Here is a 24,187-nt window from a genome sequence, read left to right as displayed (position 1 = left end):
CGACACAATGTTCAAGAGAAGGTAAAGTCGGAACTCGACAGCACTCGTGTCCGTTATGTCGACAGGAATACCAACTACTAAGGAGCACATAGGTGCGAGAGAGCAGCAATCCGGTTATGCGCGGCGTGGTCCGCGATAACCAGGCGCCGACCGGCTACGCCGGGTTCGGTGCCGGTGCAGCCGCCGCCGGCCAGGGTGCCATGTGGAATCAGCAGGGACAGTACGTCGACCCGTACGCCCAGCAGGCACCGTCGGTCAGTCGTCAGCTGACCATCGACGACGTCGTCACCAAGACCGCGATCACGCTGGGTGTTCTCACCATCTCGGCGATCGCCACCTACTTCCTGGTCCATTCCAACGAAGCGCTGGCATCCCCGTTGATGCTGGTCGGCGCCATCGGTGGCCTGATCCTGGTGCTTGTCGCCTCGTTCGGCCGCAAGCAGGACAACCCCGCCATCGTGCTGGGCTACGCACTGCTGGAAGGACTGTTCGTCGGCTCGATCTCGTTCGTCTTCGCGAACTGGGTCGTCTCCGGCGACGTGTCGGCCGGCGCACTGATCGGTCAGGCCGTCCTCGGTACGTTCGGCGTCTTCTTCGGCATGCTGCTGGTGTACAAGGTCGGCGCGATCCGCGTCACCCCGCGTTTCACGCGCATGCTGTTCGCCGGCATGATCGGCGTGATCGTGCTGATGCTGGGCAACCTGGTGATCGGCCTGTTCAACGGTGGTGAAGGCTTCGGCCTCCGCAACGGTGGACCGCTGGCGATTATCTTCTCGCTGGTCTGCATCGCCCTGGCCGCCTTCAGCTTCCTGCTGGACTTCGACGCTGCCGACCGTCTCATCCGCGCCGGCGCTCCCGAGCGCGCCGCCTGGGGTGTCGCCCTCGGCCTGACCGTCACCCTGGTCTGGCTCTACGTCGAGATCCTGCGTCTGCTGAGTTACTTCAACTCGGACTAGTCCCAACGCGCCGACAGCAACCACTTTTTCAACGACAGCAACCCCGCCGTGAATCGGCGGGGTTGCTGTCGTCGTGAAAGTGGTTGCTGTCGGTGGAAAAGTGGTTGCTGTCGGCGAAGGCTCAGCTCAGGCGCTCGAGCACCATCGCCATGCCCTGGCCGCCGCCGACGCACATCGACTCGATGCCGAAGGTCTTGTCGTGGGTCTGCAGGTTGTTCAGCAGGGTGGTGGTGATGCGGGCGCCGGTCATGCCGAACGGGTGGCCGAGGGCGATGGCGCCGCCGGAGACGTTGAGCTTGTCGTGGTCGATGCCGAGCTCGTTGGCCGATCCGAGGACCTGCACGGCGAACGCCTCGTTGATCTCGACGAGGTCGATATCCGAGAGCGACATGCCCGCGATGCGCAGCACCTTCCGAATCGCCTCGATCGGGCCGAGCCCCATGATCTCCGGGGAGAGTCCGGTGGCGGCGGTCGCGACGACGCGGGCCAGCGGGGTCAGACCCAGTTCCTTGGCCTTGGTGTCGCTCATGATGACCAGGGCGGCCGCGCCGTCGTTGAGCGGGCAGGCGTTGCCCGCGGTGACGGTGCCGTCGGGGCGGAACACCGGCTTGAGCTGGCTGATCTTTTCGTAGGTGGTGCCGGCGCGCGGGCCGTCGTCGGTGGTGACGGTGGTGCCGTCAGGCAGCGTGACCGGATCGATCTCGCGTTCGAAGAAGCCCGCCTTGATGGCCTCTTCGGCGAGGTTCTGGCTCCGCACGCCCCAGCGATCCTGGTCCTCGCGGGAGATGCCGGTGTAGCTCGCGACGTTTTCGGCGGTCTCGCCCATCGCGATGTAGACATCGGGGATCACGCCGTCGGTGCGCGGGTCGTGCCACGCGCCCGCGCCGCCCTCAGCGGCCTTGGCGGTGCGCGCCATCGCGTCGTCGAAGAGCGCGTTCTTGGAGTTGGGGGCACCGTCGGCGCCGCCGGAGATCCCGAAGCTGGAGACGCTCTCCACGCCGCCGGAGATCAGCACGTCGGCCTCGCCGGCCTTGATGGCGTGCAGCGCCATGCGGGTGGTCTGCAACGACGACGAGCAGTACCGGTTCACGGTGACGCCGGGGATGTGGTCGTAGCCGAGTTCGACGGCGATGACGCGGGCGATGTTGTAGCCACCCTGTCCACCGGGCTGGCCGATGCCCCAGTGGATGTCCTCGATGTCTTTCGGGTCGAGTCCGGGCACCTTGGCGAGTGCGGCGGCGACCATCTGCCGCGACAGTTCGTCGGGGCGGACATCCTTGAGGGACCCCTTACCGGCGCGGCCGATCGGGGAGCGGGCATGGGCAACGATCACTGCTTCAGGCATGCCGATCACGTTACTGCACCAACCGAACCCTCGATCAGGTTGCGACCGGTCAGCGGGAGAGGCCTGGCACGGCTCGGCGGATCCGGTTCACCATGCGGTCGCGTTCGACGAACTCGGACACCTCGGGCGGTTCGGGTAGCGGCGCCGGCCCCCATTCGCCGATCGCGGCGAGCACCTCGGGGATGAGGATGTCGGCGGCGAGGGCGTAGCCGGCGGCCGACGGGTGGAAGCGGTCGGGCGAGAACATGTGGTCGGGTTTGGCGAGGAACTCCTGGGTCATCAGGTCGGCCATCGGCACGGCGCGTCCACCGGCCGATCGCACCGCGCTCCGCTGCGCCGATGCCAGTTGTAAGCCCCAGCGTCGCAACACTGTTCGCAACGGTTGTGGGATCGCGGTGATCACGCCGAAGTCCGGGCAGGTGCCGACGACCACCTTGGCGCCGTTGTCGACGAGCAAGGTCACCGCGTCCCCGAGTCGGCGCGCCGAGGTGCGGATGCCGTTGCGGGCGGTCACGTCGTTGGCGCCGATGAGGATGATCGCGACGTCGGGGCGTTCGCGGGCGACGAGCATCGCGTCGATCTGCGCCGCGAGTCCCTTCGACGTGGCCCCCACGATGGCCTTGTTGCCGTACCGGATCACCTTGCCGGTCTCGGCGGCCACCCGCCGGGCGAGTTGCACGCCCGGGGTCTCGTCGGCGGTGTCGGCGCCCAGGCCGGCAGCGGTGGAGTCACCGAACGCGACCAGATACAGGTCGATGGCGCTGTCACGGGTGAACCGATGGGGTCCGGTGCCGTCCGGGAGGTAGACGCCGTCGCCGTTGGGGGCGTTGTCGGTGCGATGCGGGATCACCGTGCGCGCCTCGGCGGCCTGCGAGTTCAGGTAGTTGTAGGCGGCCCACGACGCACCGGCACTCGCCGCTGTCGCCGCCACCGTCGCGCCGACATCCCGCAGGATCCGGTTGTCCAGCGCGACCTTGCGATTCGTTCCGGACACGGTGCCAGCTTAGTCCGAGTCGGTCCCGGTTCGGCCCGCTCGCGGCGCTCTGGGACGATGGACACATGCGCATCGCTGATCACGTCGTGGACCTGGTGGGCAACACCCCGCTGGTCAAGCTCAACTCGGTGACCAAACCCGGTTCGGGACTGGTTGCGGCCAAGGTCGAATACCTCAATCCGGGCGGCAGCAGCAAGGACCGCATCGCGGTCCGCATGATCGACGCCGCCGAGAAATCCGGCGAGCTCCAGCCCGGCGGCACCATCGTCGAGCCGACCTCCGGCAACACCGGTGTCGGGCTCGCCCTCGTGGCCCAGCAGCGCGGCTACAAGTGCATCTTCGTGTGCCCGGACAAGGTCGGCGAGGACAAGCGCAACGTGCTGCGCGCGTACGGCGCGGAGGTCGTGGTGTGCCCGACCGCGGTTCCGCCGGAGCATCCCGACAGCTACTACAGCGTCTCGGACCGCCTCGTCCGCGAGGTCGACGGCGCCTGGAAGCCCAACCAGTACGCCAACCCGGCCGGCCCACAGAGCCACTACGAGACCACCGGACCGGAGATCTGGAACGACACCGACGGCAAGATCACCCACTTCGTCGCGGGTGTCGGCACCGGCGGCACCATCACCGGCACCGGCCGCTACCTCAAGGAGGTGTCCGACGGCAAGGTCAAGGTCGTCGGCGTCGACCCGGAGGGGTCGGTGTACTCCGGCGGTACCGGCCGCCCCTATCTGGTCGAAGGTGTCGGCGAGGACTTCTGGCCCGATGCCTACGACCCGGCGATCCCCGACGAGATCATCGCCGTCTCCGACGCCGACTCCTTCGACATGACCCGTCGCCTCGCCCGTGAGGAAGGGCTGCTGGTCGGCGGCTCGTGCGGCATGGCCGTCGTCGCCGCCCTGCAGGTCGCCGAACGCGAGGGACCCGATGCGCTCGTCGTCGTACTGCTGCCCGACGGTGGCCGCGGCTACATGGCGAAGATCTTCAACGACGAATGGATGAGCAGCTACGGATTCCTGCGCACCCCGCTCGACGGCAAGGCCAAGGAGGCCCTCGTCGGCGACGTGCTGCGCGGCAAGACCGGCGCGCTGCCGGACCTGGTGCACACCCACCCGTCGGAGACCCTGCGCGACGCCATCGAGATCCTCCGCGAATACGGGGTCTCGCAGATGCCGGTCGTCGGCGCCGAGCCGCCGGTGATGGCCGGCGAGGTGGCCGGTGCGGTCACCGAGCGCGACCTGCTCTCAGCGGTGTTCGAGGGCCGCGCCAGCCTCGCCGACCCGGTCTCGGCCCATATGGGAGATCCGTTCCCGCTCATCGGTTCCGGAGAGCCGGTGTCAGCGGCCACCAAGGTCCTCTCGGAGTCCGATGCGCTCATGGTCGTCGAGGACGGCAAACCCATCGGCGTCATCACCCGTCACGACCTGCTGGCCTATGTCAGCAAGCACCCGATCGTCGGATAGGAGTATCAGTCTCGTGAGTGAACAGCGAAGCCAGGCGGATTCGGATCGCTGGCAAGGTTTCTCGACCCAGGCCATCCATGCCGGATACGAGCCCGACCCGCGCACCGGTGCGGTGAACGTACCCATCTACGCGAGCTCCACCTTCGCCCAGGACGGCGTCGGCGGGCTGCGCGACGGATTCGAGTACGCCCGTACCGGAAATCCGACGCGTCGGGTGCTCGAGGCGAATATTGCTGCGCTGGAGAAGGGTTCGCACGGCCGGGCGTTCTCCTCGGGCATGGCCGCAACCGATGCGCTGCTGCGGGCCACCCTGCGGCCCGGCGATCACCTCGTCATCCCCAACGACGCCTACGGCGGCACCTTCCGGCTGATCGACAAGGTGTTCTCGCAGTGGGGCATCAGCTACACCGCGGTGCCCGTCTCCGACGTCGACGCGGTACGCGGCGCCATCACCGACACCACCAAGCTGGTGTGGATCGAGAGCCCCACCAACCCGTTGCTCAACGTCGGCGACATCGAGGCGATCGCCGCCGTCGCCCACGAGGGGAACGCGAAGCTGGTGGTGGACAACACCTTTGCCTCGCCCTATCTGCAGCAGCCGTTGACGCTGGGCGCCGACGTCGTGCTGCATTCGACGACGAAGTACCTCGGCGGACACTCCGACGTCGTCGGCGGTGCGCTGGTGACCAACTCCGAGGAACTCGACGAGGCCGTCGCGTTCCTGCAGAACGGTGCCGGTGGGGTGCCCGGACCGTTCGACGCCTACCTCACCATGCGCGGCATCAAGACCCTCGCGGTGCGGATGGATCGCCACTGTGACAACGCCGAAAAGGTCGTCGAGTACCTGTCGGGTCACGCGAAGATCGACTCGGTGCTCTATCCCGGGCTCGACGAGCATCCCGGACACGCGGTCGCGGGCAAGCAGATGCGCCGTTACGGCGGCATGGTGTCGGTGCGGGTCAAGGGCGGACAGGCTGCGGCGCAGGAGTTTTGCGGCCGTACCGAGGTGTTCACCCTCGCCGAGTCGCTCGGCGGCATCGAGTCGCTGATCGAGCATCCGGGTGCCATGACCCACGCGTCGACGGCTGGTTCGCTGCTCGAGGTCCCCGCCGACCTCGTCCGACTGTCCGTGGGTATCGAGGACATCGCCGACATCCTGGGCGACCTCGAAAACGCGCTCGGCTGAGAGAGATTCGCCCGTGTTGCTGACGCAGGGAGACATCGACAAGGCGGCGCTGGCACTGGCCGGCGTCATGCGCCGGACCCCGATGCAGGCGTCGCGGGTGCTCTCCGAGCGCGCCGGCCACGACGTCTGGCTCAAGTGCGAGAACCTGCAGCGCACAGGGTCGTTCAAGCCGCGGGGTGCCTACCTGCGTATCTCCCGGCTGTCCGCGGAGGAACGTGCCCGCGGGGTGGTGGCGGCCAGCGCCGGCAACCATGCGCAGGGCGTTGCCTGGTCGGCCACCGAACTCGGGATCACCTCGCGCGTCTACATGCCGACAGGCGCCGCGCTGCCCAAGATCGCGGCCACGAAAGCCTATGGCGCCGAAGTGGTCCTGGAAGGGACCACGGTCGACGAGGCGCTGGTGGCCGCCGGTCGCTACGCCGACGAGACCGGCGCGGTACTCATCCATCCGTTCGATCATCCCGACATCGTCGCCGGACAGGCGACCGTCGGGGTGGAGATCCTCGAACAGTTGCCGGACGTCACCACGATCCTGGTGCCGCTCGGCGGTGGTGGACTGACCGCGGGTGTGGCGGTGGCCGTGAAGCTCGCGCGCCCGGAGGTCCGGGTGATCGGGGTGCAGGCGGCGCATGCGGCGGCCTGGCCGCAGTCCTTGGCCGACGGCCACCCGGTCCCGCTGACCTCGATGAACACCATGGCCGACGGCATCGCGGTGGCCCGACCGGGCGTCGTGCCGTTCGAGCACATCAGCGAACTCTGCGACGACATCGTGACGGTCAGCGAAGAAGACCTCAGCACGGCCCTGCTCCTCATGCTCGAACGCGCCAAGCTCGTCGTCGAACCGGCGGGGGCGGCCGCGGTCGCCGCGGTGATGAAAGGCGGACTGGACCTGTCCGGCACGGTATGTGCGGTGGTGTCCGGTGGCAACATCGATCCGCTGCTGCTCAGCCACGTCACCACCCACGGGCTCAGTGCGGCCGGCCGATTCCTCACCGTCACGGCGACGGTATCGGATGCGCCGGGCGGACTCGTCGCGCTGCTGGAACTCCTGCGTGATCTCGGCGCGAGCGTTGTCGACGTCGTGCATTCGCGCGTCGCCGACGATCTCTACCTCGGTGAGGTCCAGGTGACGGTCAGTGTGGAGACCCGCGGACAGGACCATCAGCGTGCGGTGCGGGAGGCGTTGGCGGAGGCGGGCTTCCTGCGGGACTGATCGTTCGGCTCAGCTCTGCGTCGGCAGCTTCGCGAAGTGCCGCAGGGTATCTGTCTCGACCGTCTTGAACGCCTGCGCCGCGGTCGGCTTGGAGAACGAGGTGACGGCCTTCGCCGACGTCTGTAGCTCGAGGGCGAACTTCCAGATGAGGCGGCAGCCGACGACGGCCGGCCGGATCTCGGTCATCTCGCCGAACCGCTTGAGGCCGGGCACGGACGCCGAGGTCGCGTAGAAAGCGTTGCGGTAGTTGCCGGTCGCCGTATCCTCGTCCCACACGAAGAAGTGTTCCGCCAGATTGACAACGCCCAGCGATGCCCCGCGGCTGGTGTTGACGCCATAGGGCGGCGGCGAGGTGAACTGGATGGATTTGATTGCGCGACACCAGTCCAAGGTGTTCTGCCGGGTGAACTCGGCCCACGCACGTGCCGGGGTGACCGGCAGTTTCACGTCAATGACGTGGGTGATCGGTGCCGAGTCGAAGAATGCGACATCGGCGATGGGGTCGAGTTGGTAGCTGCGCGCCATGGCTCTATTCATACACGCCACCGGCGCAGTGCGGACCACGATGGCGCTAACCTTGCGGGGTGTCCGCGACCGCCACCCGAACCGTGATCGGCCTGCTGGGACCGGTTGCCGTGGGGGCAGAGGACGCCGGGCCCGACGACTTGGTGCCGGTACCCGGGATTCGTGCACGACGGTTGTTGGTCTCGCTGGCATTGGCCGATGGGCGCACGCGTTCGGCGGAACGGCTGATCGAGGACATCTGGGCGGGCGAACCGCCCCGCTCACCGGTCTCCGCGTTGCACACGCAGATCTCGCGGCTGCGACCGCTGCTGGGTGGTGGGCGACTCGAGGGCGTGGGCAACGGCTACCGACTGGTGGACTGTCAGACCGACCTCGACATCGTCGCGGACCTTGTTCGATCACCGGAGCCGGCCGACGTCGACGCTGCGATGAGGTGGTGGCGTGGCACCCCGGGCGACGACCTCGGCGACGGTGCGGACCTCGTCACCGAGTTGCGTCGTCGTGCCGATCGACTTCAGGATGCCGTCGATGAGCGGCGCCTCGGTATCGCTTTGGCGACAGGGGATTTCGGTGCGGCGCGTCTCCTCGCCGACAAGCGTTGCGCGGCAGACCCGTTGGATGAATCGGCCCATGTCGATCTGATGCGCGCGCTCGCCGGAGAAGGGCGGACCGCCGACGCGCTCGCGGTCTTCGCCCGGCTGCGGCGGACACTGTCGCAGCAGCTCGGCGTCGATCCCGGGCCGCAAGCGGTCGCACTCAATGCCGAACTCGTTGCCGCAGAGGGGGAAGATCGACACCGCGCCGTGGCCCCGACCACCATTCCCGCGCGCGCCCGCACCGTCGGACTGATCGGTGAGACCTCCGAGCTGATCGGCCGAGGCGACGACATCGCCACCATTCTGGGTCTCTTCGACCGGCATCGGCTGGTCACCGTCCAGGGTCCCGGCGGGGTCGGCAAAACGCGTGTGGCGCAACGAGTCGGCAGCCTTATGGCGGACAAGGGACGACCCGTCTTCTACGTACCGCTCGCCCCGATCCGCAATGACGACGACGTGGTGGGCGCGATCGCCGCAACGCTCGGTGTCGGCGAGACCGACCTCGGCGGCGGTGGCCGGCCGAAGCTGGCGATCGGTGACCTTGCCGATCGTCTCGTCGACGCGGTCCGCGGTCAACGTGCGGTGCTCATCTTCGACAACTGTGAACAGGTCGTCGAACGCTGCGCCCGCGTTGCCGCGGATCTCCTTGCCGCCGAGCCGCAATTATCGATCCTGACCACCAGCCGATCGCCGCTGATGCTGGCCGCCGAACGCATCTACCTGCTGCCGGTGCTCGACGTGGGAGAGCGTGGGTCGGCGGTGGAACTGTTCGAGCGGCGCGCCCGGGCGATCCGGCCGGCTGCGCGACTGTCGGCGCCCGAGGTCGCCGAATTGTGCCGGCATCTCGACGGATTGCCGCTCGCCATCGAACTCGCGGCCGCCCGCATCCGCACCATGACCGTCGCGGAGATCTCCGCGCGCCTCGTCGAACGATTCGCCCTCCTGCGCGGCACCGACCGCACCGCACCCGACCGGCACCGCACGCTGTACGCGGTCATCGAGTGGAGTTGGGATCTGCTCGAACCCGATGCGCAGACCGCGATGCGCCGGCTGTGCCGGTTCCCGGCCGGATTCACCGTCGACGCTGCATCAACAGTCCTCGGGCAGAATGGCTTCGGACTGGTCGACACGCTCGAGGCGGTGGTCAATCAATCGCTGCTCACCGTCGTCGAATCCGACGGCCACATCCGCTACCGGATGCTGGAGATGGTGCGCGAGTTCGGTGAGGAGAAGCTTGCCGCCGAGACCGGCGAATCCGACACCGTCGACCGAGCGATGTGGCAATGGGCCCGACAGTTCGCGACCGACGCCGAAACCCTCTACGGCGAACGCGTCGACGAGCAATTGTTCGACCGGATTGCCGCCGATGTCGAGAACCTCGTGTGGGTCCTGCGCGGATGCACTGGGGTGACGCAGGATTCGGATGCGGGCCGGGTGGCGGAGGCGATCGACACCATGGTCACCGTGTTCCCGGTGCTCGGCGGATTCTGGATGGCCCGCGGGCTGCACGGTGAGGTGATGGCGTGGGGTGGGCGCATCATGAAGGTCTTGCCCACGCCGCCAACCGATCCCGACGACGAGGCGCGTCGCCGGTGGCAGGGCACCATCCTCGCTTCGATGGCGCATCTGTTGATGCAACGTGATCTGCGTGGAGTGGCCACCGGCCGGTATTATCTGCGCCGCCTGCATCGACCGGAGCATGTCTACGACGAGCCGACCGAACTCATGTCGGCAATTGTCCTGAGTCCCAATGTGTCGGCGGCAATGCGGTATGTGGTGCGGGGAACGTCGTCGCCGACCGAACGGGTGCGGATCGCGGCGCTGTCGGCGCGGATGAACGTACGAGAGAACTTCGGTGACCTCGATCGGGCCCTCGCCGACGGACTCGCGTTGCGCGAGGTGGCCAAGGGGCAGCGCAACACCTGGATGTTGGCGATGACGCAGACGTCGATCGGTGGTATCCACGCGCAGCGCGGGCAGTGGTCGGCCGGAATCCCGTTCTACCGTGAGGCAATCGAGTCGCTGGCGCGACTCGGGGCACGCGACGACGAGATGCAGGCGCGGTCGTTCCTCGCAGCCAGCCTGGTGGCCTTGGGGCGTTATGACGACGCGGCCGCCGAACTCGACGTGGTGTCCGGCGGCTGGACTCCGGACGATCCGGACCCGCAAGGGAACCCGGAGGTCATCGGCGGCATGATGGTCAGCACGGGCGAACTCGAGTATGCGCGGGGCAATCGGGACTCGGCCCAGCAGGTTTTCCTGAGGGCGGCAGGGTTGATCGATCGGGAACACCCTTTCGGCGCACAGGATCCGGGGATGGTCATCCTGGTCGGGGCGGCGATCATCGGCATGATGCGGACCGGCAACGGCACCCGGGCCGCGGAATATGTTGCGCTGCTGGCCGATGGGCTGCATTCGATGCTCGGCCCGGTCGGCTGGTTCGACATGCCGCAAGCTGGTTCGCTGGCGATGGCGTCGGGGTATGTGCTCTCCGGTGTGGAACCCGACTCCCCGGATGGCCCTCGGCTGCTGGCCTTGTCGTTGATTCTCGGTGCGCGACATGACTATCCGGGCCTGCAGTACGTGCACACCCACATCGAAGAGGTGTCCGGGCTGACTGCGGAGGATTGGGCCGAGGTACGCGACGACACACAGAAAATGTCGCGACGCCAGGCGTTGGACGAGGTCCGAACGATCCTGGCGCCGCGACAGAGTGCGAAAGGCCTGTCAGATCACGTGTTACGCATGTAGGCGCGCACCGCGAGCGGGGCGAAGATTGCGGTGATCACCGCGGCGCCGGTCAACGCCCAGACCACATGCATGCCGGCGTGTCCGGTGGAGGTGAGTTCACGGACGGCGGTCACGATGTGACTGATCGGGTTGACCTTGACGAAGGCCTGCATCCAACCCGGCAACGTCTCCACGGGCACGAATGCGTTGGACATGAAGGTCAGCGGGAACATGATCAGCATCGAGATACCCTGCACCGCAGATGCCTTGCTCAACAGGCAGCCCATGAGCGCGAAGATCCAGGAGATCGCGAAACTGCACACGATGACCAGCGCGGCCGCGGCGATGACGCCCAATACGTCGGGCCGCCAACCCATGATGATGCCCATCAGGATGGTGAGCGTGGATGCGATCAGATAGCGGATCATGTCAGCCAGCAGGGCGCCGGCCAGTGGGCTGATCCGAGCGATCGGCAGGGACCGGAATCGATCAAAGACGCCCTTGTCCATATCCTCCCGGAGTTGGGTGCCGGTGACGATCGACGTCATGATCACGGTCTGCACCATGATTCCCGGGATGATCACTGGCAGGTAGGACTGCACGTTGCCACTGATGGCACCACCGAAAATGTAGGTGAACATCAGCGTGAAGATGATCGGCTGCAGCGTGACGTCGAAGAGCTGTTCCGGGTTGTGCCGGATCTTCAGGACGCCGCGGTAGGCGAGCGAGAACGACTGGCGGACGGTCTCGGCCAGACTGATCGAGGTCTTTGCTTGGGTGCGTGCGTCTTTGGTGGTGATCGCGGACGATCGGGTGGGTTCAATGGATGTGGTGGTCATCAGGCCACCTCCTTTGCGGTGGCGTCGTCGTCGTTGTCAGTGGCGGGCTTGCCGGTGATGGTGAGGAACACCTCGTCCAGGCTCGGCTTCTGCACGTTGATCTCGTCGATGGCGATGTCGTTCTCGCGCAACGCGATCAGTACATCGGGAACCAGGTCGGGCTTGTGCAGACCGACGGAGATACGGGCCGCTTCCGGGCTCAGCGTGGCTGTCTCACCGAGGATGCGCTCGATGATCGCAGCGGCGGCCGCGGCGTCGGTGCGGTGCACCGGCACCAGCTGCAAGGTGCTCGATCCAACCGACTGCTTGAGTTCGTCGGCGGTGCCGTCGGCGATCACGACGCCGTGATCGATGACCGCGATGCGGTCGGCGAGTTGGTCGGCTTCATCGAGGTACTGAGTCGTGAGCAGCACCGTGGAACCCTGCCGCACCAGGTTGCGGATGGTCTCCCACATCTGGGCGCGGGTGCGCGGGTCGAGGCCGGTCGTAGGCTCGTCGAGGAATAGCAGCGGGGGAGTGTCGATGAGGCTCGCCGCCAGGTCGAGGCGTCGTCGCATGCCGCCGGAGAAGTTCTTCAGCGGCCGATTGGCGGCCTCGGTGAGGGAGAACTCCTCGAGCAGTTCCTCGGCGCGAGCGCGTGCCGCCGGGCGGCTGAAGCCGAGCAGCCGAGCGAACAGGATGAGGTTCTGCGTGGCGGTGAGGTCTTCGTCGACCGAGGCGTACTGGCCGGTGACGCCGACGAGTGAGCGCACGGCGACGGCGTCGGAAATGACGTCGTAGCCGAAGACGGTCGCCGACCCCGCGTCCGGGCGCAGCAGGGTGGCGAGCATGCTCACTGTGGTGGTCTTCCCGGCCCCGTTCGGGCCGAGCACGCCGTACACCGATCCGGTGGGGACGGCCAGATCCACGCCATTGACGGCGCGAGTCGATCCGAAGTGCTTGACCAGCCCGTGGGCGTCGATCGCCAGGCTGGTGGAGGTGGATGTTGTCATGCGTCAAGAATGCTTGACGACGCTGTCGTTCGCCTTACACGGGCTTACATGGCGATGACAGGAGTGGTCCCAGCGCTGTCACGAGGCTGGTGACCTGGTAAAACGCAGGCGACGTTCAGGCGGCCGAGGCGGTGGTGTGCGGTGTCGGGGCGCTGGCGTCGGGCAGGTCCGCCGAGTAGCGGATGACCCGGTCGACATGGCCGAGCCGACGTTCGGTGGCGACGATCGCGCCGGCGAGCTGATCGGTGTCGTCGACATCGGCGACCAACGCGACCGTGTGGCCGTTGTTGCCCAGCATGAACGGAACCACCATCGAGTAGGAACTGCTGACGACACTGACGGGCACGTCGTGGGCGACGAGGGTGCGCGCGTAATCGAGAACGGAGGGGTCGTCGTCGAGGACGACCAGTGCGACGTCTGGGGTGTGGGTGTGCTTTCTCATATCTCCACGATGAACCCGCAGGTTACCGACGGTCTGGGTTGAGCCTGTGGATTAACTGTGTGTCTGGGGTCACCGGCGGGTGGCCTGTGGATGGATTCTGCGGAGGTGGGCCGGATCGGGCTTAGGTTGTCGGGCATGGGGAGAAGAAACCACACACCGAAGTCCGTTTGGGGTCCGAGTGCTATCGCGCAGATTCGCGCTGAGCTCGATCACGCCTACCAAGAAATCGATGCCCAATGGACGCGGCGCATCACTCGTCAGCGTCGGGTGCTCGGCGATCTGTCCTCGGTGCTGGACTCGCAGATCTTGATGGACATACGCCCGGACATGCACGACGAGCTCGACGGGGAGCGTGAGGAGGCTGTCGAGGACATCATCGACCTGGTGGCCGAACAGGCATATCTCCGAATTGCCGCCAGGGTGCTGTCCCGAGTCACACCGACCTGGGTTCCGGCATCGGCGATTCCCGCTACCCGTGCCGCGACGGTGGAACCCTGCGACGCAACAGATCTGGTCGGATTCGCGAACACCGGATGGGTGTTGTTCGAAGAGCCGGTGACGCAGGTTGACGCGCTCTGGGACTCGCACCGGCTCGTCCTGCCGTCTGAGGTGACCGTCGACTCGATGCTGTGGTGGTCGATTGCCGGCGATCACGACGGCGACGATGATGAAGACCCGTCGGCCGGCGACGACGATGAGCGGCTCCTGCCGGATGCGGTCGTGGTGCACATCCTGACGAGAAGCGACGTGATGCCGTCGTTCATGAAGGGCAGCGCCCAGGCGAAGTCGATCTTGAAGGACGTGTCCACAATTGTCGTACCGCTGGATGTGGATGCCGAAATCCCGCGCGAATCACAGGATCTCGTGCCCGCGGCGGAGTTCCTGGCGCAATTCGGCACGGCGGTGAGCACCCACGCGGTGCATATCGGTCGACGGAGTCTGCCGCCGGGCAAGCAGCGCCGAGGAGGGGATGGGCTCGATTCGGTGGCGGTGATTCGTGCGGCGTAGTAGGGAAACTTGTTGGGTGGCTGGAACTCCGGGCCGTCGCACAGATGCCTGTGTAGGATCATGTGCGAGGTGGTGCACAATGGCGACCAATCTTGACATCGATCCGGAGTTGCTGAACGAGGTACTCGAGGTCAGCGGTGCTCGAACCAAGAAGGAAGCGGTGACTCTCGCTCTACGTGAGTTCATCGCCCGGCGAGCGCAGGCCCGGATCGCTGAGTCGTTCGGGACCCTCGAATGGGACGAATCATACGATCACAAGGACGATCGTCGAGCGAGAGATCGCAAGACCGGGGCGTTCTGACCCATGGCCATTCTGGTCGATACCAGTGTGTGGTCGCTGGCATATCGACGTGACTCGCCTCCCGATGTCCCAGAGGTCGCCGCGCTGCGCCATGCTCTGACCGGCGGTGATTTGGTGCTGACCACCGGAATGATCATGCTGGAGCTCTTGCGCGGGTTCGTTCCCGACCACTCGCAGGATACGATCCGCTCCGCGTTTGACGCGATCGAGTTCATCGAGCCGAGCCGTGCCGATTATGTCGATGCCGCCGCGATTGGAAACACTTGTCGACGTGCGGGCGTGCAGTTGGGGTCCGTCGACTGTCTGATTGCCCAGCTCGCGATCGTCGGCGGCCACACTCTTCTCACGACCGACCAGGACTTCCACGTCGCGGCGCGTCACGTGGCGTTGCGTGTGTGGCGACCTATTGGCGGCGCAGCGTCGCCGCCACCTGAGCCCTGAACCAGTCCTCCCACTGTTGCGGTGACCAACCGCGGCCTTCGACGAGCATGAGCCAGGTTCGGCGAGAGGCGAGGAGCCAGACCGAGTCCACGATCGAATCGTTCCGAGCCGGCGACACGGTGGTGTCGCCGAGGATCAGCGACAGCGCGTGGGCAACCTCGTCCCACCGCTGTTGCTCGCGGACGTGCAGGCGATCCGCGGCTTCCGCATCGGTGACCGCGGCCTGATCGAGCACATTCTGGATGCGAGCGGAACGTTCATGGGCGGCCCGCAGCCACGCGGCGCCCGCGGTGAGGCGTTCGTCGAAGGTGCCGACGCCCATCGCGCGGTAAGTCGGCATCCCGCGCACGGCACCCCCGTCGCCGTGGGTGAGTGCGTTGTCGATGCACGCGTCGAGCAGCGTCAATTTGGCGTCGAACTGCTGATATACGGTTTGCCGAGTAAGGCCGGCGGCCTTGGCGACACCCGCCATTGTCGTTGCCACCCAACCGATTTCGCAAAACATCTCGGTCGCCGTATCGATGACGGCTCGACGATTGGCCGCTGCGCGTTCGCTGCGCAGCGCTGAGGAGTACGCCCGGGTCACGAGAGTGAGTCTAGACATAATTGGAATTACCCTGTGTAATGTCAATTACTGATTCGAGCAAAGGAGATCTGATGGCGGAGTTCTATGTCCACACGGAGTTGGGGCGGCTGGCCGTTCGCGCAATTGGCGATGGACCACCGGTTGTGCTGTGGCACAGCATGTTCGTCGACTCGCATAGCTGGGATCGGTTGATCCCGGAACTCGCCGGGCGGTCACTGTTCCTGATCGACGGCCCGTCGGCGGGTCGCAGTGATCGTATGCGCACTCCGGCCGACATCAGTGCCTGTGCGCGGGCCGCGGTGACCGTCGTCGAGGAGATCTGCCGGCGCACCGGCGTCGACCGGGTGGACTGGGTCGGCAATGCCTGGGGCGGGCATGTCGGTCTGGAGTTGGCCGCCCGCAGAACGGATCTGCTCTCGACCCTGGTGGCGATCAGCGCGCCGACCTTCCCGATCGACGACGCGATACGACGACAGATCAACACCTTGCTGCCGATCTATCGACTCATCGGTCCACGTGGGCCCGTTCGGTCGGCAGTCGTGACCGCGCTGTTCACCGACGCCACGCGCGCCCACGATCCGTCGGCGGTGGCCATCGCCGAGAGTTCGCTGCGGCTTTCCGGCCGCGCGATGGTGCCGGCCATCGTCACGGCTATTCTCCGCCGCACGGATTTGGAGTGGGCCGCTCGCCAATTGACCTGCCCAGTTCTCTTCGTCACGACCGACGATCGCGGCGAGTGGACCGCCGAACAGGCTCGGCCGGTCGCCGAGTGCATGGCCGACGCCCGCGTCGTCGAGATCTCGGGTGCTCGGTTGATACCCGCACTCGAGCAGCCGACGGCGACCGGCGCGGCGATTCGCCGATTCTGGGCGGAGGTCGGCGTCGGGACTTGGGTACGGTTGCCCCATGGGTCGTCGCAACCGTAAACCGGAGCCGGTGTGGAGTCCGCAGAGCGCGGCCAGGATTCGAGCGGGACTCGTGTACGGGCACCACGAGGATTATCGGCATTGGACGACACTCGGTACCGAACTCGACAATGTCATTGATTCATTGTCGGCGGAACTCGATGACGTTGAGGCAGGCATTCTCTCGGTCAGTCCCGAAGAGGCGCAGGAACTCGAGGACGGGATCGACGAGACCACAGAGCTCGTCGGTGAACTCGAGATGAGCGAGTCCCTCTCGCTCATCGCGGCCAAGGTCGCGGCGACGAGCCCGGTGTACTGGGTCGCCGACTCCGCCCTGGCGACATTGCGCGAGGAGAGCGACGTCGCAAATGACGTGACAAGCGTTCTGGCGTTGCAGGAATCGGGCATCGTCGTGTTCGAGTCGCCGGTCGGGCGCCTTGAGATCGCGGGCGACGCCGACACCGACGAGGTCGACGGTAGTGATTCATTGATCGTCGACGTCGATGGGATCTTCTGGTTCCACACCGAGTTCGATGACGAAGATGACGACGATGATCCAGCCACCGCAGTGTGGTTCCACGTTCTGTCCCGCATGCCCGACAACAGGAACCACCTGATGGACGGCTGGCGGCTACCGGTCGTCGCCGATGTCGAGACCGTCGCATTCCGATCGGATGATGTGGAGGTGCCCGTGCTTCCGCCGGGTGTGGAACTGGTGCTCCGGCTGGGCATGTCGGTGTCGACGCCGGACTCGGACGTCACCATGCAGCACGAGGCGTTACCCAAGTCGAAGCAGATCTACGATAAACGGGGATGGCCGGACGTACCGCCGTTGGAATCGGTTGTCATGGTGGTCGCTGACCAGCGCTGACGTTCCGCGGAACGGCGCGCGCGCCGGTTTTGTCAGACCCATGGTGCACCATCTCGAACCATGACGAACACACATGAAACCGGGCCGGTCGATCCGGCCGCGCCGCAGTACCCCACCGCTCCCCAGGGGGCCGCTCCGTACGGTCAGCAGCCGTACCCTCCGGCGCCGTATCCGACTGGGCCCTACGCCCAGCAGCCGTACGGCCAGATGCCGCCGGCCCCTCCTGCTCCGCCGGCGAAGAAGAAGCGTAAGTGGCCATGGATTGTCGGAGGGATCGTGGTGCTGCTGATCATCATCAGTGCACTCTCGGGTGGTGGTTCAGACGACAAGAGCGACAACGCTTCTTCGAGTAGCGGTGGGGACACTGCGACCGCAGCGAATGCCCCGGCGGCACCCGCCGACGACGCCGCGCCGGCAGGTCTCAACACTCCGGTCCGCGACGGCAAGTTCGAGTTCGTGGTCACCGGAGTGCAGCCCGGCCTGGACACCGTCGGCGACAACCCGTACCTCACCGAAAAGGCACAGGGACAGTTCGTGATCGTCTCGATGACCGTCAAGAACATCGGCGACAAGCCGCAGGGTTTCAGCCCGACCAGCCAGAAACTCTTCGACGACCAGGGCCGCAGCTTCGAGACGGATACCTCCGCCCAGATTGCGTTGGACGAAACCGATATCGCCGTGTGGGACAACATCAATCCCGGCAACACGGTGCAGGTGAAGCTGGTCTACGACATGCCTGCGGATGCGCAGCCGACGAAGATCGAGCTGCACGACTCGATGTTCTCGGGTGGCGCGGACGTCGCGCTGAAGTAACGGGGACGACGTTCAGCGGAACGCGCTTGGGGTTGGTGCGTTCCGCTGAACGCGATATGTCTGTCTGGCTGCGGATCTTCGCGCCGAGCTCGGCCTCGCGGAGGGTGATCCCCTCCATGGGTCCCTTGTTGTCCGCAGTGAACTTGGCGGAGGGCGGGGTCCGTCGCTTGCGGCGATCAGTCGCATGCACGGTCGTGCATCAAAAGCGATAGCGCACGAACGTGCACATCCGCTATGGTGAATGAACGTGCACCACAAGGTCGAGGAGGGTCGATGTTTCGCTCACCGCGAGAGGCCGGCATTGTGCTACGCCACCTGCGAGAGAACGCGGGCCTGACGCAGGCCACGCTCGCCGAGCAAGCCGGTGTGTCGAAGCGGTGGCTGGTCAACTTCGAGAACGGTAAGCCATCGGTCGACATGTCGATGGTCATGGATGTCTTCGCCACCCTTGGCTTCGCCTTCGACATCGTCGACGACCGGTTGGACGAGGTCGAGTGAGATGGCCGACTCGCTACTCGTCACCTCGATGGCATCCGTTGCGGAACCATCCGCCAGAGCGACTCCGGCGACCTACGGTTCGTTTACGGCGAGGGTTATCGGGCGTCACAAGATGCGACGCCGTGGCCCGGCGATACGGGGTCAGTCCTAACAATGCGTTCGCCCTGCTGCGGACGCCCGACGGTGCCTGGGCTGAGCCGCTTGGGTGCGACGCCGACAACGCATATCCTCAAACCGGTCACAGGGGACTATCGTCGCATCGACATCGTCGAACACATGACGATGCGAGCGGCCTCATTTACCGGGCTGAATGTCGCCCTCAGTGAGCTCCAGTCTTACGGCGGAGTACGCACTTTCGTCGCGACACGGTACGACAGAGAACTGCGTCAAGGGCAATGGCGGCGTCTTCACCAGGAAGATCTCGGGCAGTCGTTATCAGTGAATCCCGCGAAGAAGTACCAGCGCCTCGAGGGCGGGCCGGGCGTTGGTGACGTCGCCCGACTCTTCCGCGGACTGAGCCGTCCGGTGGATCGGTCTGATGCGGCCTGGGCCTTCTTTCAAGGCCTGATGTTCAACGTCGTCACACAGGGGACCGACGCCCATATCAAGAACTACTCGGTGATGTTGGACGGCCCAAGAGTGCGCCTCGCGCCGCTGTACGACCTGGCCACCTACGCGCCGTACCGGACCGGTGGCGCCGCAATCTATTCGGCCATGCGGATCGGCAGAGAATATCGATACGACTCCATCGGAATCGAGCAATGCTTGGAAGCCGCAACGACACTGCGGGTGGATCGGGAACGAGCGGATGATTTCCTGACTGAGATACGCCGCGACGTCGTGGGTGCCGTTGATTGGGTGAAGGCATGGCGGCTTCTGGCGGGGCGAGCCTGCGTTGTGTTGCGTCAGGGGTGCTCAGGGGGCGAGGTCAGCGGGGGCGGTTGCTATCAGACGCAAGGGGATTCGCTCTTGCTCCAAGCGGACTCGGGGGCCGTGGGTGTCGTCGAGGAGGTGTCGGTAGATGGTCGCCTCGTCGGCAGTGAGGTGGTGCAATGGCCGGTCGACCTGGGATGGTTCGGTACCCCACAGTTCGCGGTGGGCGAGCAAGGTTGCCATGTCCATCAGCATCGAGCGGGTTTGGGGGATGGTGACCCGGACGCGGTCGAGGATGGCGAAGCCGTGAGTGTCGATGTCGCCCCAGTAGTAGACCTGGCGGTCGCGCAGCCACCGTAACGCGCCGATGACCGTGGCCGCGTAGCCGCCACCGAAGATCGCTGCGGCACGCAAGGTGGGCGGAAACGACAGGTACGTGGCCAGGTTCTCGATGATGAACACCCGGTCGACGGCCAGCGGTGTTGCGGCAAGGTCCATGGTGCGTACTTCGATGTCGTCGAATCCGGGTGCGGGGGAGGCGCAGTCGGGGTCGAGAAGGCGGAAGCGGACGCGGGTGGAGTCGGTGGCGAAGCCGAAGCGGACGGCGATCGATTTCTCCTGGGGCCGAACGAGATCCGGGTCGACGACCATCTCGGTGAGTTCGAGCAGGATGCGGTGGTGCTGCTCGACGAACTTGGTGTCGAGGCCGGGCGCGTCGATCTCCCGGAGGCGGCGACCGGAACCGGCGTTGTCCGAGATCCAGCCCACGGCGCGCATCAGCCCGGAGAACTCGTCCTGATGTGCCAGCGCCCGCATCGGTTTCGCGGTCACCCACTCCGCGATCGGCGGAAACTCTTGGGCAGCGTCGAGTACCGTGTCGAAAGCGCGGATCTGCTTGGTGGTGCCCAGGATTCGTGCCAGGTCGTCGATGCCGGTGACCTGGACGCGAGCCGGCAGCGTGTTGGCACCGAAACTGCGGCCACCGACGGTCTTTCGCGTCACCGTCCACGGCAGTGATTCGGCGGCGTTGTGCCACTTCGCAACCCACGCCCGCACCTCGTCGAACCGTTCGCCCAACTCGCCGGCCTTCGGCCCGCGGATCGGTACGTCGACGACGGCGAACTCTTCACCGCGTGCCCGCGCGGTCAGGTACACCCCGCGATCCCAACGTCGACGCAGTGTCGTGATCACGTCGGGCGGGGACGTCCACTCGCCGATCATCCGGTGCGCGAACCCTCGCCGACCATGGAGACCATCTCGCGCAGCCGACGCTGCTCGCGATACTCCTCGATGGTGAGGCACTGTAGTTGCGAGTTGCTGCCGGACCGGTTCTCCACATAGCCGACGGCGGAGACGAACGGCTCGATCGTGTAGATCTTGGTGAGCGGTGTGACGATCAGCAGCTGCAGTCCGAGACGCTCAAACAATGACAGGGCATAGCGCGCCGACTCGTCGGACCCACGCCCGAACGCCTCGTCGATGACGACGAACCGGAAGTCGCGCGAGGTGGTCACACCCCACTTCAGATCGAACTGATAGGCCAGCGACGCGGCGAGAATCGTGTAGGCCAGCTTCTCCTTCTGTCCACCGGACTTGCCGTCGGAGTCGGTGTAGTTCTCGAACTCGGCGTCAGTCTCGGAATAGCGTTCCGACGCGGCGAACGTCACCCAATTGCGCACGTCGGTCACGTATCTGGTCCATTTGAGGTCCACATCGGTGAACCCTTCGCGGCCGCGGAAGCGCTCGACGAGCGACTTCACCAGCAGGAACTTCTCCTCGGCGTAGTGATCGTCGGCGTCCGCGTCGAACGATCCGTCGCTGCAGCGCCGCAACTGATCCCGGAACTCGCGGACCTCGCCGTTGGGTGAGGGGTTGACCTCGAGTCGGATGTAGCGGCCGGTGTTGTACTCGATGCCGGACAGCGATTCGTTGATGGTGTCGATCTTGGTGCGGATCTGATCGACCTCCTTGTTCAGCTGCGCCGAGAAGATTGCGATGTCGCGAATTGCGTTGGTGTTCAGGTAGTTCTTGAACTCCGCTTCGAAGCGGGGCAGATCGTCCTCGGACAACCTGCGCTGCAGATCGATGAACTCGCCGGCGGCGGCGATGTCCGCGTCCATCTCGGTGGTCAGCACCGGATGATTGCGCTTGAACTCCGACATCTTGTTGACCACGCGCGTGGCCAATGCGCCTGCACGCGAAGTATGTCCTTCGGCGTCGGTGGTCAGCCGCGACGCCATCGAGCCCTCGGTCTCATCGCAGTTCGCCAGAGTGAGCGCGTTCTCACCGAGAGCCGTTGTGATGGCCGGGAAATGGTCGACAGCCGAAGTGAATCCGTCCTCGGCGAGGATCGTCTCGGCCGTGTCGCGCCCGGTGGTGGCTTGCTCGAGTGCGATCTCCAATCGGGATAGACTGTCGCGCAGGGTGTCTCGCTGAAGGTCGGTGTCGGCAATCTCCGCGCTGGTGGCGGTGATCGCGGCAGTGATGCGGGCCAGCTCGTGCGACGACTGCTCCAGCTCGGCCTTGCGTTCCTCCAGCGTCGCGATTCGCGCGGCCACCGACATCCAGTCGATCGTGTCGAACGAGGTGAACACCGTCAGCTTGCCCAGCGCGGTCCGACGATGGTCGATGGCGGCCAGACGCATTGTCTGCTCACCGATCTCGGCATCGATCCGATTCAGCTCGGCCTGGATACGCTGTCCCTCGTCGAGCAGCGCGGCGATCTTCTGCTCATTGCGCCAACCGAGTACATAGTTCCGTCGGTCGTCGACCCGATGCGAATCGTCCTTCTCGTGCCGGCCACCGCCGGAACGCACCTGACCGGCGACGGTCACCGCGTACTCCTCGGTGCGGAACTCGGCCATCGTCTCGGCGCACACGTGACGTGCCCGCTCGAACAGTTTGCGTTCCAGCCAGGTGTAGAACGGGCCGTCCTTGATGTCGAGCTTGTGCGCCAACGCATTCGACGGCGGGGTGGTGACACCCTGCAGCGACGTGCGTGGCGGCACCTTGAAGTAGACGACGCGCCCGCCGAGGTGATTGTCGTTGACCCAACTCGACACATCGTCGTAGTCGTCGGCCGCCACCAGCAGCGACAGACCGAAGCCGCGCAGGACACGTTCGGCGGCGCCCTCCCAGCGGGTTTCGTCGTCGCGCACCCCGATGAGCTCGCCGACGAACGGCAACTCTTCGGCGTCGAGTCCGGTGCCGTCGCAGATCAATTCGCGAATGCGGAGGTTGCGGTCGGGGATGTTGCTGGTGCGACCGCGGAGGCTGGCGATCTCGTCGCCGACGCGGCGACCATCGGCGTCGAGTTGCCGACGGTCCACGCCGAGTTCGGTGATGGTGTTGCGGCGTTCGGCGATCTCGTCGTCGAGCTGCTCGATGGTGGCGGTCACGTCGTGCAGGCGGCGATCGAATTGGGTACGGTCCTCGACCGCCGGCAGCTGTGCGTCGTCGAGGAGCTCGACGAACCGCCGGTGCTGCTCGCTGCGCTCGGCGTGCTGGCGTTGTGCCTCGGTGATGCGTTGCTCGAGCGTGGCGATCTCGGTACCGCCATGACCGGCCTGCTCGATCTCCAGCTCGCGCAACCGGATCCGCAGATCCGTCAACTGCTGGTCGACGGCATCCAACTGCGATCGGGTCGAGGTGAGATCGTCGGTGCGCGCATCGATCTCCACTGCGAAGAGCTCACTGCGACGCCTGGCGAAATAGAAACGGAGTGCGTCGCGCCGAGCACGGAGATCCTCGGCCTGCCGGGTGTGCTCGGCGTAGCGGCCGTAATCGTCGAGCATTGGTTCGAGTTCGGCGAGCTGGGTGCGGGCGAGGACCACAGCGTCGTGCGCAGCGGTCAGGTCGTGGAAGTGGCTGACCAGCGTGTCCACCCAAGTGCTCGAATCGAAGGGCTCGAGCATATGGTCGCGGACGAAGTCGTTGAGGTTGCCGACCGCCTTCATCGACACCGTCTGATGGAACAACTCCATCGCCTGTTCGGACTTGATCGCCAGGCTGCGACGGTAGTCGCGACCGTAGTCGGGGAAGTGGTCGTGGATGCGGGTGCCGCTCTGCCGTAACCGCTTCCGGAGGGTCTTGAGGTCGGTGCCGAACTCGGTGAAATCGGCGGCGATGTCGAGGGCGCGGTCGGTGACGGTGAAGAACCGCTCCGGCTGCCCGTTGTCGTGGCGCATCGAAAAGACCTGCGCCAGCGTCACTTCCTCGTCGAACCCGTCGTTGCGGAACACACCGAGGATCACCGAGTAGCTCGACGTGCCGCGCAGCGCGACCGGACGCGAGCTGCCGGTCACCTCGTTACGTTCGGACTTGTAGTGGCCCAACACATACGACCGCAGATCGCGTTCGCGGGTGTCGGCGCCGGCGGCCTTGTTGTAGGCGACGCGATTGGCCGGCAACAGCAGGGTGGTCAGTGCGTCGACCAACGTGGATTTACCCGAACCGATGTCGCCGGTGAGCAGACCGTTGCGGCCGTCGAGCGTGAGCGTCCACACCCGGCCGTCGAAGGTGCCCCAGTTGAGGACTTGGAAGGTCTGCAGGCGGAATCCCGACTGCGACGGTGCGCCTTGGAGCTCGGTGGGGGAGAAGAGTCCGGTCATCGC

Annotated in this window: 21 protein-coding genes and 1 pseudogene; 13 read left to right on the top strand and 9 right to left on the bottom strand. The window is 65.8% G+C overall.

What is annotated here, in order from left to right; all coding sequences use genetic code 11:
• Positions 1-92: 92 nt before the first annotated feature.
• Complete coding sequence (locus AAFP30_RS20560; RefSeq protein ID WP_419231864.1) at positions 93-956, top strand: Bax inhibitor-1/YccA family membrane protein; 864 nt, start codon at positions 93-95, stop codon at positions 954-956.
• A gap of 121 nt (positions 957-1,077) precedes the next feature.
• Here AAFP30_RS20560 and AAFP30_RS20555 read toward each other — a convergent pair whose 3' ends face one another.
• Both AAFP30_RS20555 and AAFP30_RS20550 read right to left on the bottom strand, forming a co-directional pair.
• A complete protein-coding gene (locus AAFP30_RS20555; protein WP_419231863.1) occupies positions 1,078-2,301 on the bottom strand; it encodes an acetyl-CoA C-acetyltransferase in 1,224 nt (407 codons plus the stop codon).
• A gap of 49 nt (positions 2,302-2,350) precedes the next feature.
• Positions 2,351-3,295, bottom strand: a complete 945-nt coding sequence (locus AAFP30_RS20550; RefSeq protein ID WP_419231862.1) for an SGNH/GDSL hydrolase family protein — start codon at positions 3,293-3,295, stop codon at positions 2,351-2,353.
• A 65-nt stretch (positions 3,296-3,360) separates the two neighbouring features.
• Here AAFP30_RS20550 and AAFP30_RS20545 point away from each other — a divergent pair, with 65 nt between their 5' ends.
• From AAFP30_RS20545 to ilvA, 3 genes are read left to right on the top strand one after another with little or no spacing between them, the layout of a single operon-like run.
• Positions 3,361-4,755, top strand: coding sequence for a cystathionine beta-synthase (locus AAFP30_RS20545; RefSeq protein ID WP_419231861.1), 1,395 nt, complete (start codon positions 3,361-3,363; stop codon positions 4,753-4,755).
• 13 nt (positions 4,756-4,768) lie between these two features.
• Positions 4,769-5,941: a cystathionine gamma-synthase gene (locus AAFP30_RS20540; protein ID WP_419231860.1), complete on the top strand. Its 1,173-nt coding sequence runs from the start codon at positions 4,769-4,771 to the stop codon at positions 5,939-5,941.
• Positions 5,942-5,954: 13 nt separating this feature from the next.
• Positions 5,955-7,154 carry a threonine ammonia-lyase gene (gene ilvA / locus AAFP30_RS20535; protein ID WP_419231859.1) on the top strand — a complete coding sequence of 400 codons (1,200 nt, stop codon included), beginning with the start codon at positions 5,955-5,957 and terminating at the stop codon, positions 7,152-7,154.
• A gap of 9 nt (positions 7,155-7,163) precedes the next feature.
• Here ilvA and AAFP30_RS20530 read toward each other — a convergent pair whose 3' ends face one another.
• On the bottom strand, positions 7,164-7,679 hold the full coding sequence (locus AAFP30_RS20530) for an SRPBCC family protein (protein WP_419231858.1): 516 nt from the start codon (positions 7,677-7,679) through the stop codon (positions 7,164-7,166).
• A gap of 59 nt (positions 7,680-7,738) precedes the next feature.
• Between AAFP30_RS20530 and AAFP30_RS20525 the strand changes: the two genes are divergently transcribed.
• The gene (locus AAFP30_RS20525) at positions 7,739-11,026 is read left to right on the top strand and encodes a BTAD domain-containing putative transcriptional regulator (protein WP_419231857.1); all 3,288 of its coding nucleotides are present in this window, start codon (positions 7,739-7,741) and stop codon (positions 11,024-11,026) included.
• Here the strand turns inward: AAFP30_RS20525 and AAFP30_RS20520 are convergent.
• From AAFP30_RS20520 to AAFP30_RS20510, 3 genes are all read right to left on the bottom strand, one after another.
• On the bottom strand, positions 11,008-11,844 hold the full coding sequence (locus AAFP30_RS20520) for an ABC transporter permease (protein WP_419231856.1): 837 nt from the start codon (positions 11,842-11,844) through the stop codon (positions 11,008-11,010). The genes AAFP30_RS20525 and AAFP30_RS20520 overlap by 19 nt on opposite strands.
• Positions 11,844-12,836: an ATP-binding cassette domain-containing protein gene (locus AAFP30_RS20515; protein ID WP_419231855.1), complete on the bottom strand. Its 993-nt coding sequence runs from the start codon at positions 12,834-12,836 to the stop codon at positions 11,844-11,846. Before AAFP30_RS20515 ends, AAFP30_RS20520 begins: the two co-directional genes overlap by 1 nt.
• Before the next feature lie 115 nt (positions 12,837-12,951).
• Positions 12,952-13,278, bottom strand: coding sequence for a hypothetical protein (locus AAFP30_RS20510; protein ID WP_419231854.1), 327 nt, complete (start codon positions 13,276-13,278; stop codon positions 12,952-12,954).
• Between the two features lie 135 nt (positions 13,279-13,413).
• On the opposite strand from AAFP30_RS20510, the gene AAFP30_RS20505 reads away from it, so the two are divergent.
• From AAFP30_RS20505 to AAFP30_RS20495, 3 genes are all read left to right on the top strand, one after another.
• The gene (locus AAFP30_RS20505) at positions 13,414-14,286 is read left to right on the top strand and encodes a hypothetical protein (protein ID WP_419231853.1); all 873 of its coding nucleotides are present in this window, start codon (positions 13,414-13,416) and stop codon (positions 14,284-14,286) included.
• Between the two features lie 79 nt (positions 14,287-14,365).
• Positions 14,366-14,587 carry a type II toxin-antitoxin system VapB family antitoxin gene (locus tag AAFP30_RS20500; RefSeq protein ID WP_419231852.1) on the top strand — a complete coding sequence of 74 codons (222 nt, stop codon included), beginning with the start codon at positions 14,366-14,368 and terminating at the stop codon, positions 14,585-14,587.
• Positions 14,588-14,590: 3 nt separating this feature from the next.
• Entirely contained in the window at positions 14,591-15,028 is a 438-nt protein-coding gene (locus tag AAFP30_RS20495; protein WP_419231851.1) for a PIN domain-containing protein, read from the top strand.
• Here AAFP30_RS20495 and AAFP30_RS20490 read toward each other — a convergent pair.
• Positions 14,991-15,614, bottom strand: coding sequence for a TetR/AcrR family transcriptional regulator (locus AAFP30_RS20490; protein ID WP_419231850.1), 624 nt, complete (start codon positions 15,612-15,614; stop codon positions 14,991-14,993). The two genes, AAFP30_RS20495 and AAFP30_RS20490, sit on opposite strands and share 38 nt — an antisense overlap.
• A 71-nt stretch (positions 15,615-15,685) precedes the next feature.
• On the opposite strand from AAFP30_RS20490, the gene AAFP30_RS20485 reads away from it, so the two are divergent.
• The 5 genes and pseudogenes from AAFP30_RS20485 to AAFP30_RS20465 all read left to right on the top strand — a co-directional run.
• A complete protein-coding gene (locus tag AAFP30_RS20485) occupies positions 15,686-16,540 on the top strand; it encodes an alpha/beta fold hydrolase (RefSeq protein ID WP_419231849.1) in 855 nt (284 codons plus the stop codon).
• Positions 16,521-17,390 (top strand): hypothetical protein, encoded by an 870-nt coding sequence (locus AAFP30_RS20480; protein WP_419231848.1) that lies wholly within the window; start codon positions 16,521-16,523, stop codon positions 17,388-17,390. Before AAFP30_RS20485 ends, AAFP30_RS20480 begins: the two co-directional genes overlap by 20 nt.
• 60 nt (positions 17,391-17,450) lie before the next feature.
• Complete coding sequence (locus tag AAFP30_RS20475; RefSeq protein WP_419231847.1) at positions 17,451-18,203, top strand: DUF4352 domain-containing protein; 753 nt, start codon at positions 17,451-17,453, stop codon at positions 18,201-18,203.
• 273 nt (positions 18,204-18,476) lie between these two features.
• The gene (locus tag AAFP30_RS20470) at positions 18,477-18,701 is read left to right on the top strand and encodes a helix-turn-helix domain-containing protein (protein ID WP_419231846.1); all 225 of its coding nucleotides are present in this window, start codon (positions 18,477-18,479) and stop codon (positions 18,699-18,701) included.
• Positions 18,702-18,854: 153 nt separating this feature from the next.
• A pseudogene (locus tag AAFP30_RS20465) lies at positions 18,855-19,532 on the top strand (HipA domain-containing protein); the annotation flags it as partial.
• Between the two features lie 84 nt (positions 19,533-19,616).
• Here AAFP30_RS20465 and AAFP30_RS20460 read toward each other — a convergent pair.
• Positions 19,617-20,795 (bottom strand): Wadjet anti-phage system protein JetD domain-containing protein, encoded by a 1,179-nt coding sequence (locus AAFP30_RS20460; protein WP_419231845.1) that lies wholly within the window; start codon positions 20,793-20,795, stop codon positions 19,617-19,619.
• Positions 20,792-24,184, bottom strand: a complete 3,393-nt coding sequence (locus AAFP30_RS20455) for an ATP-binding protein (protein WP_419231844.1) — start codon at positions 24,182-24,184, stop codon at positions 20,792-20,794. Before AAFP30_RS20455 ends, AAFP30_RS20460 begins: the two co-directional genes overlap by 4 nt.
• Positions 24,185-24,187: the final 3 nt, after the last annotated feature.

Source organism: Gordonia sp. CPCC 205515 (genome assembly GCF_048537925.1).
Classification (GTDB): Bacteria; Actinomycetota; Actinomycetes; order Mycobacteriales; family Mycobacteriaceae; genus Gordonia.
Note: the sequence above shows the minus strand (reverse complement) of the source record. Positions and strands in the feature narration are given on the sequence as shown.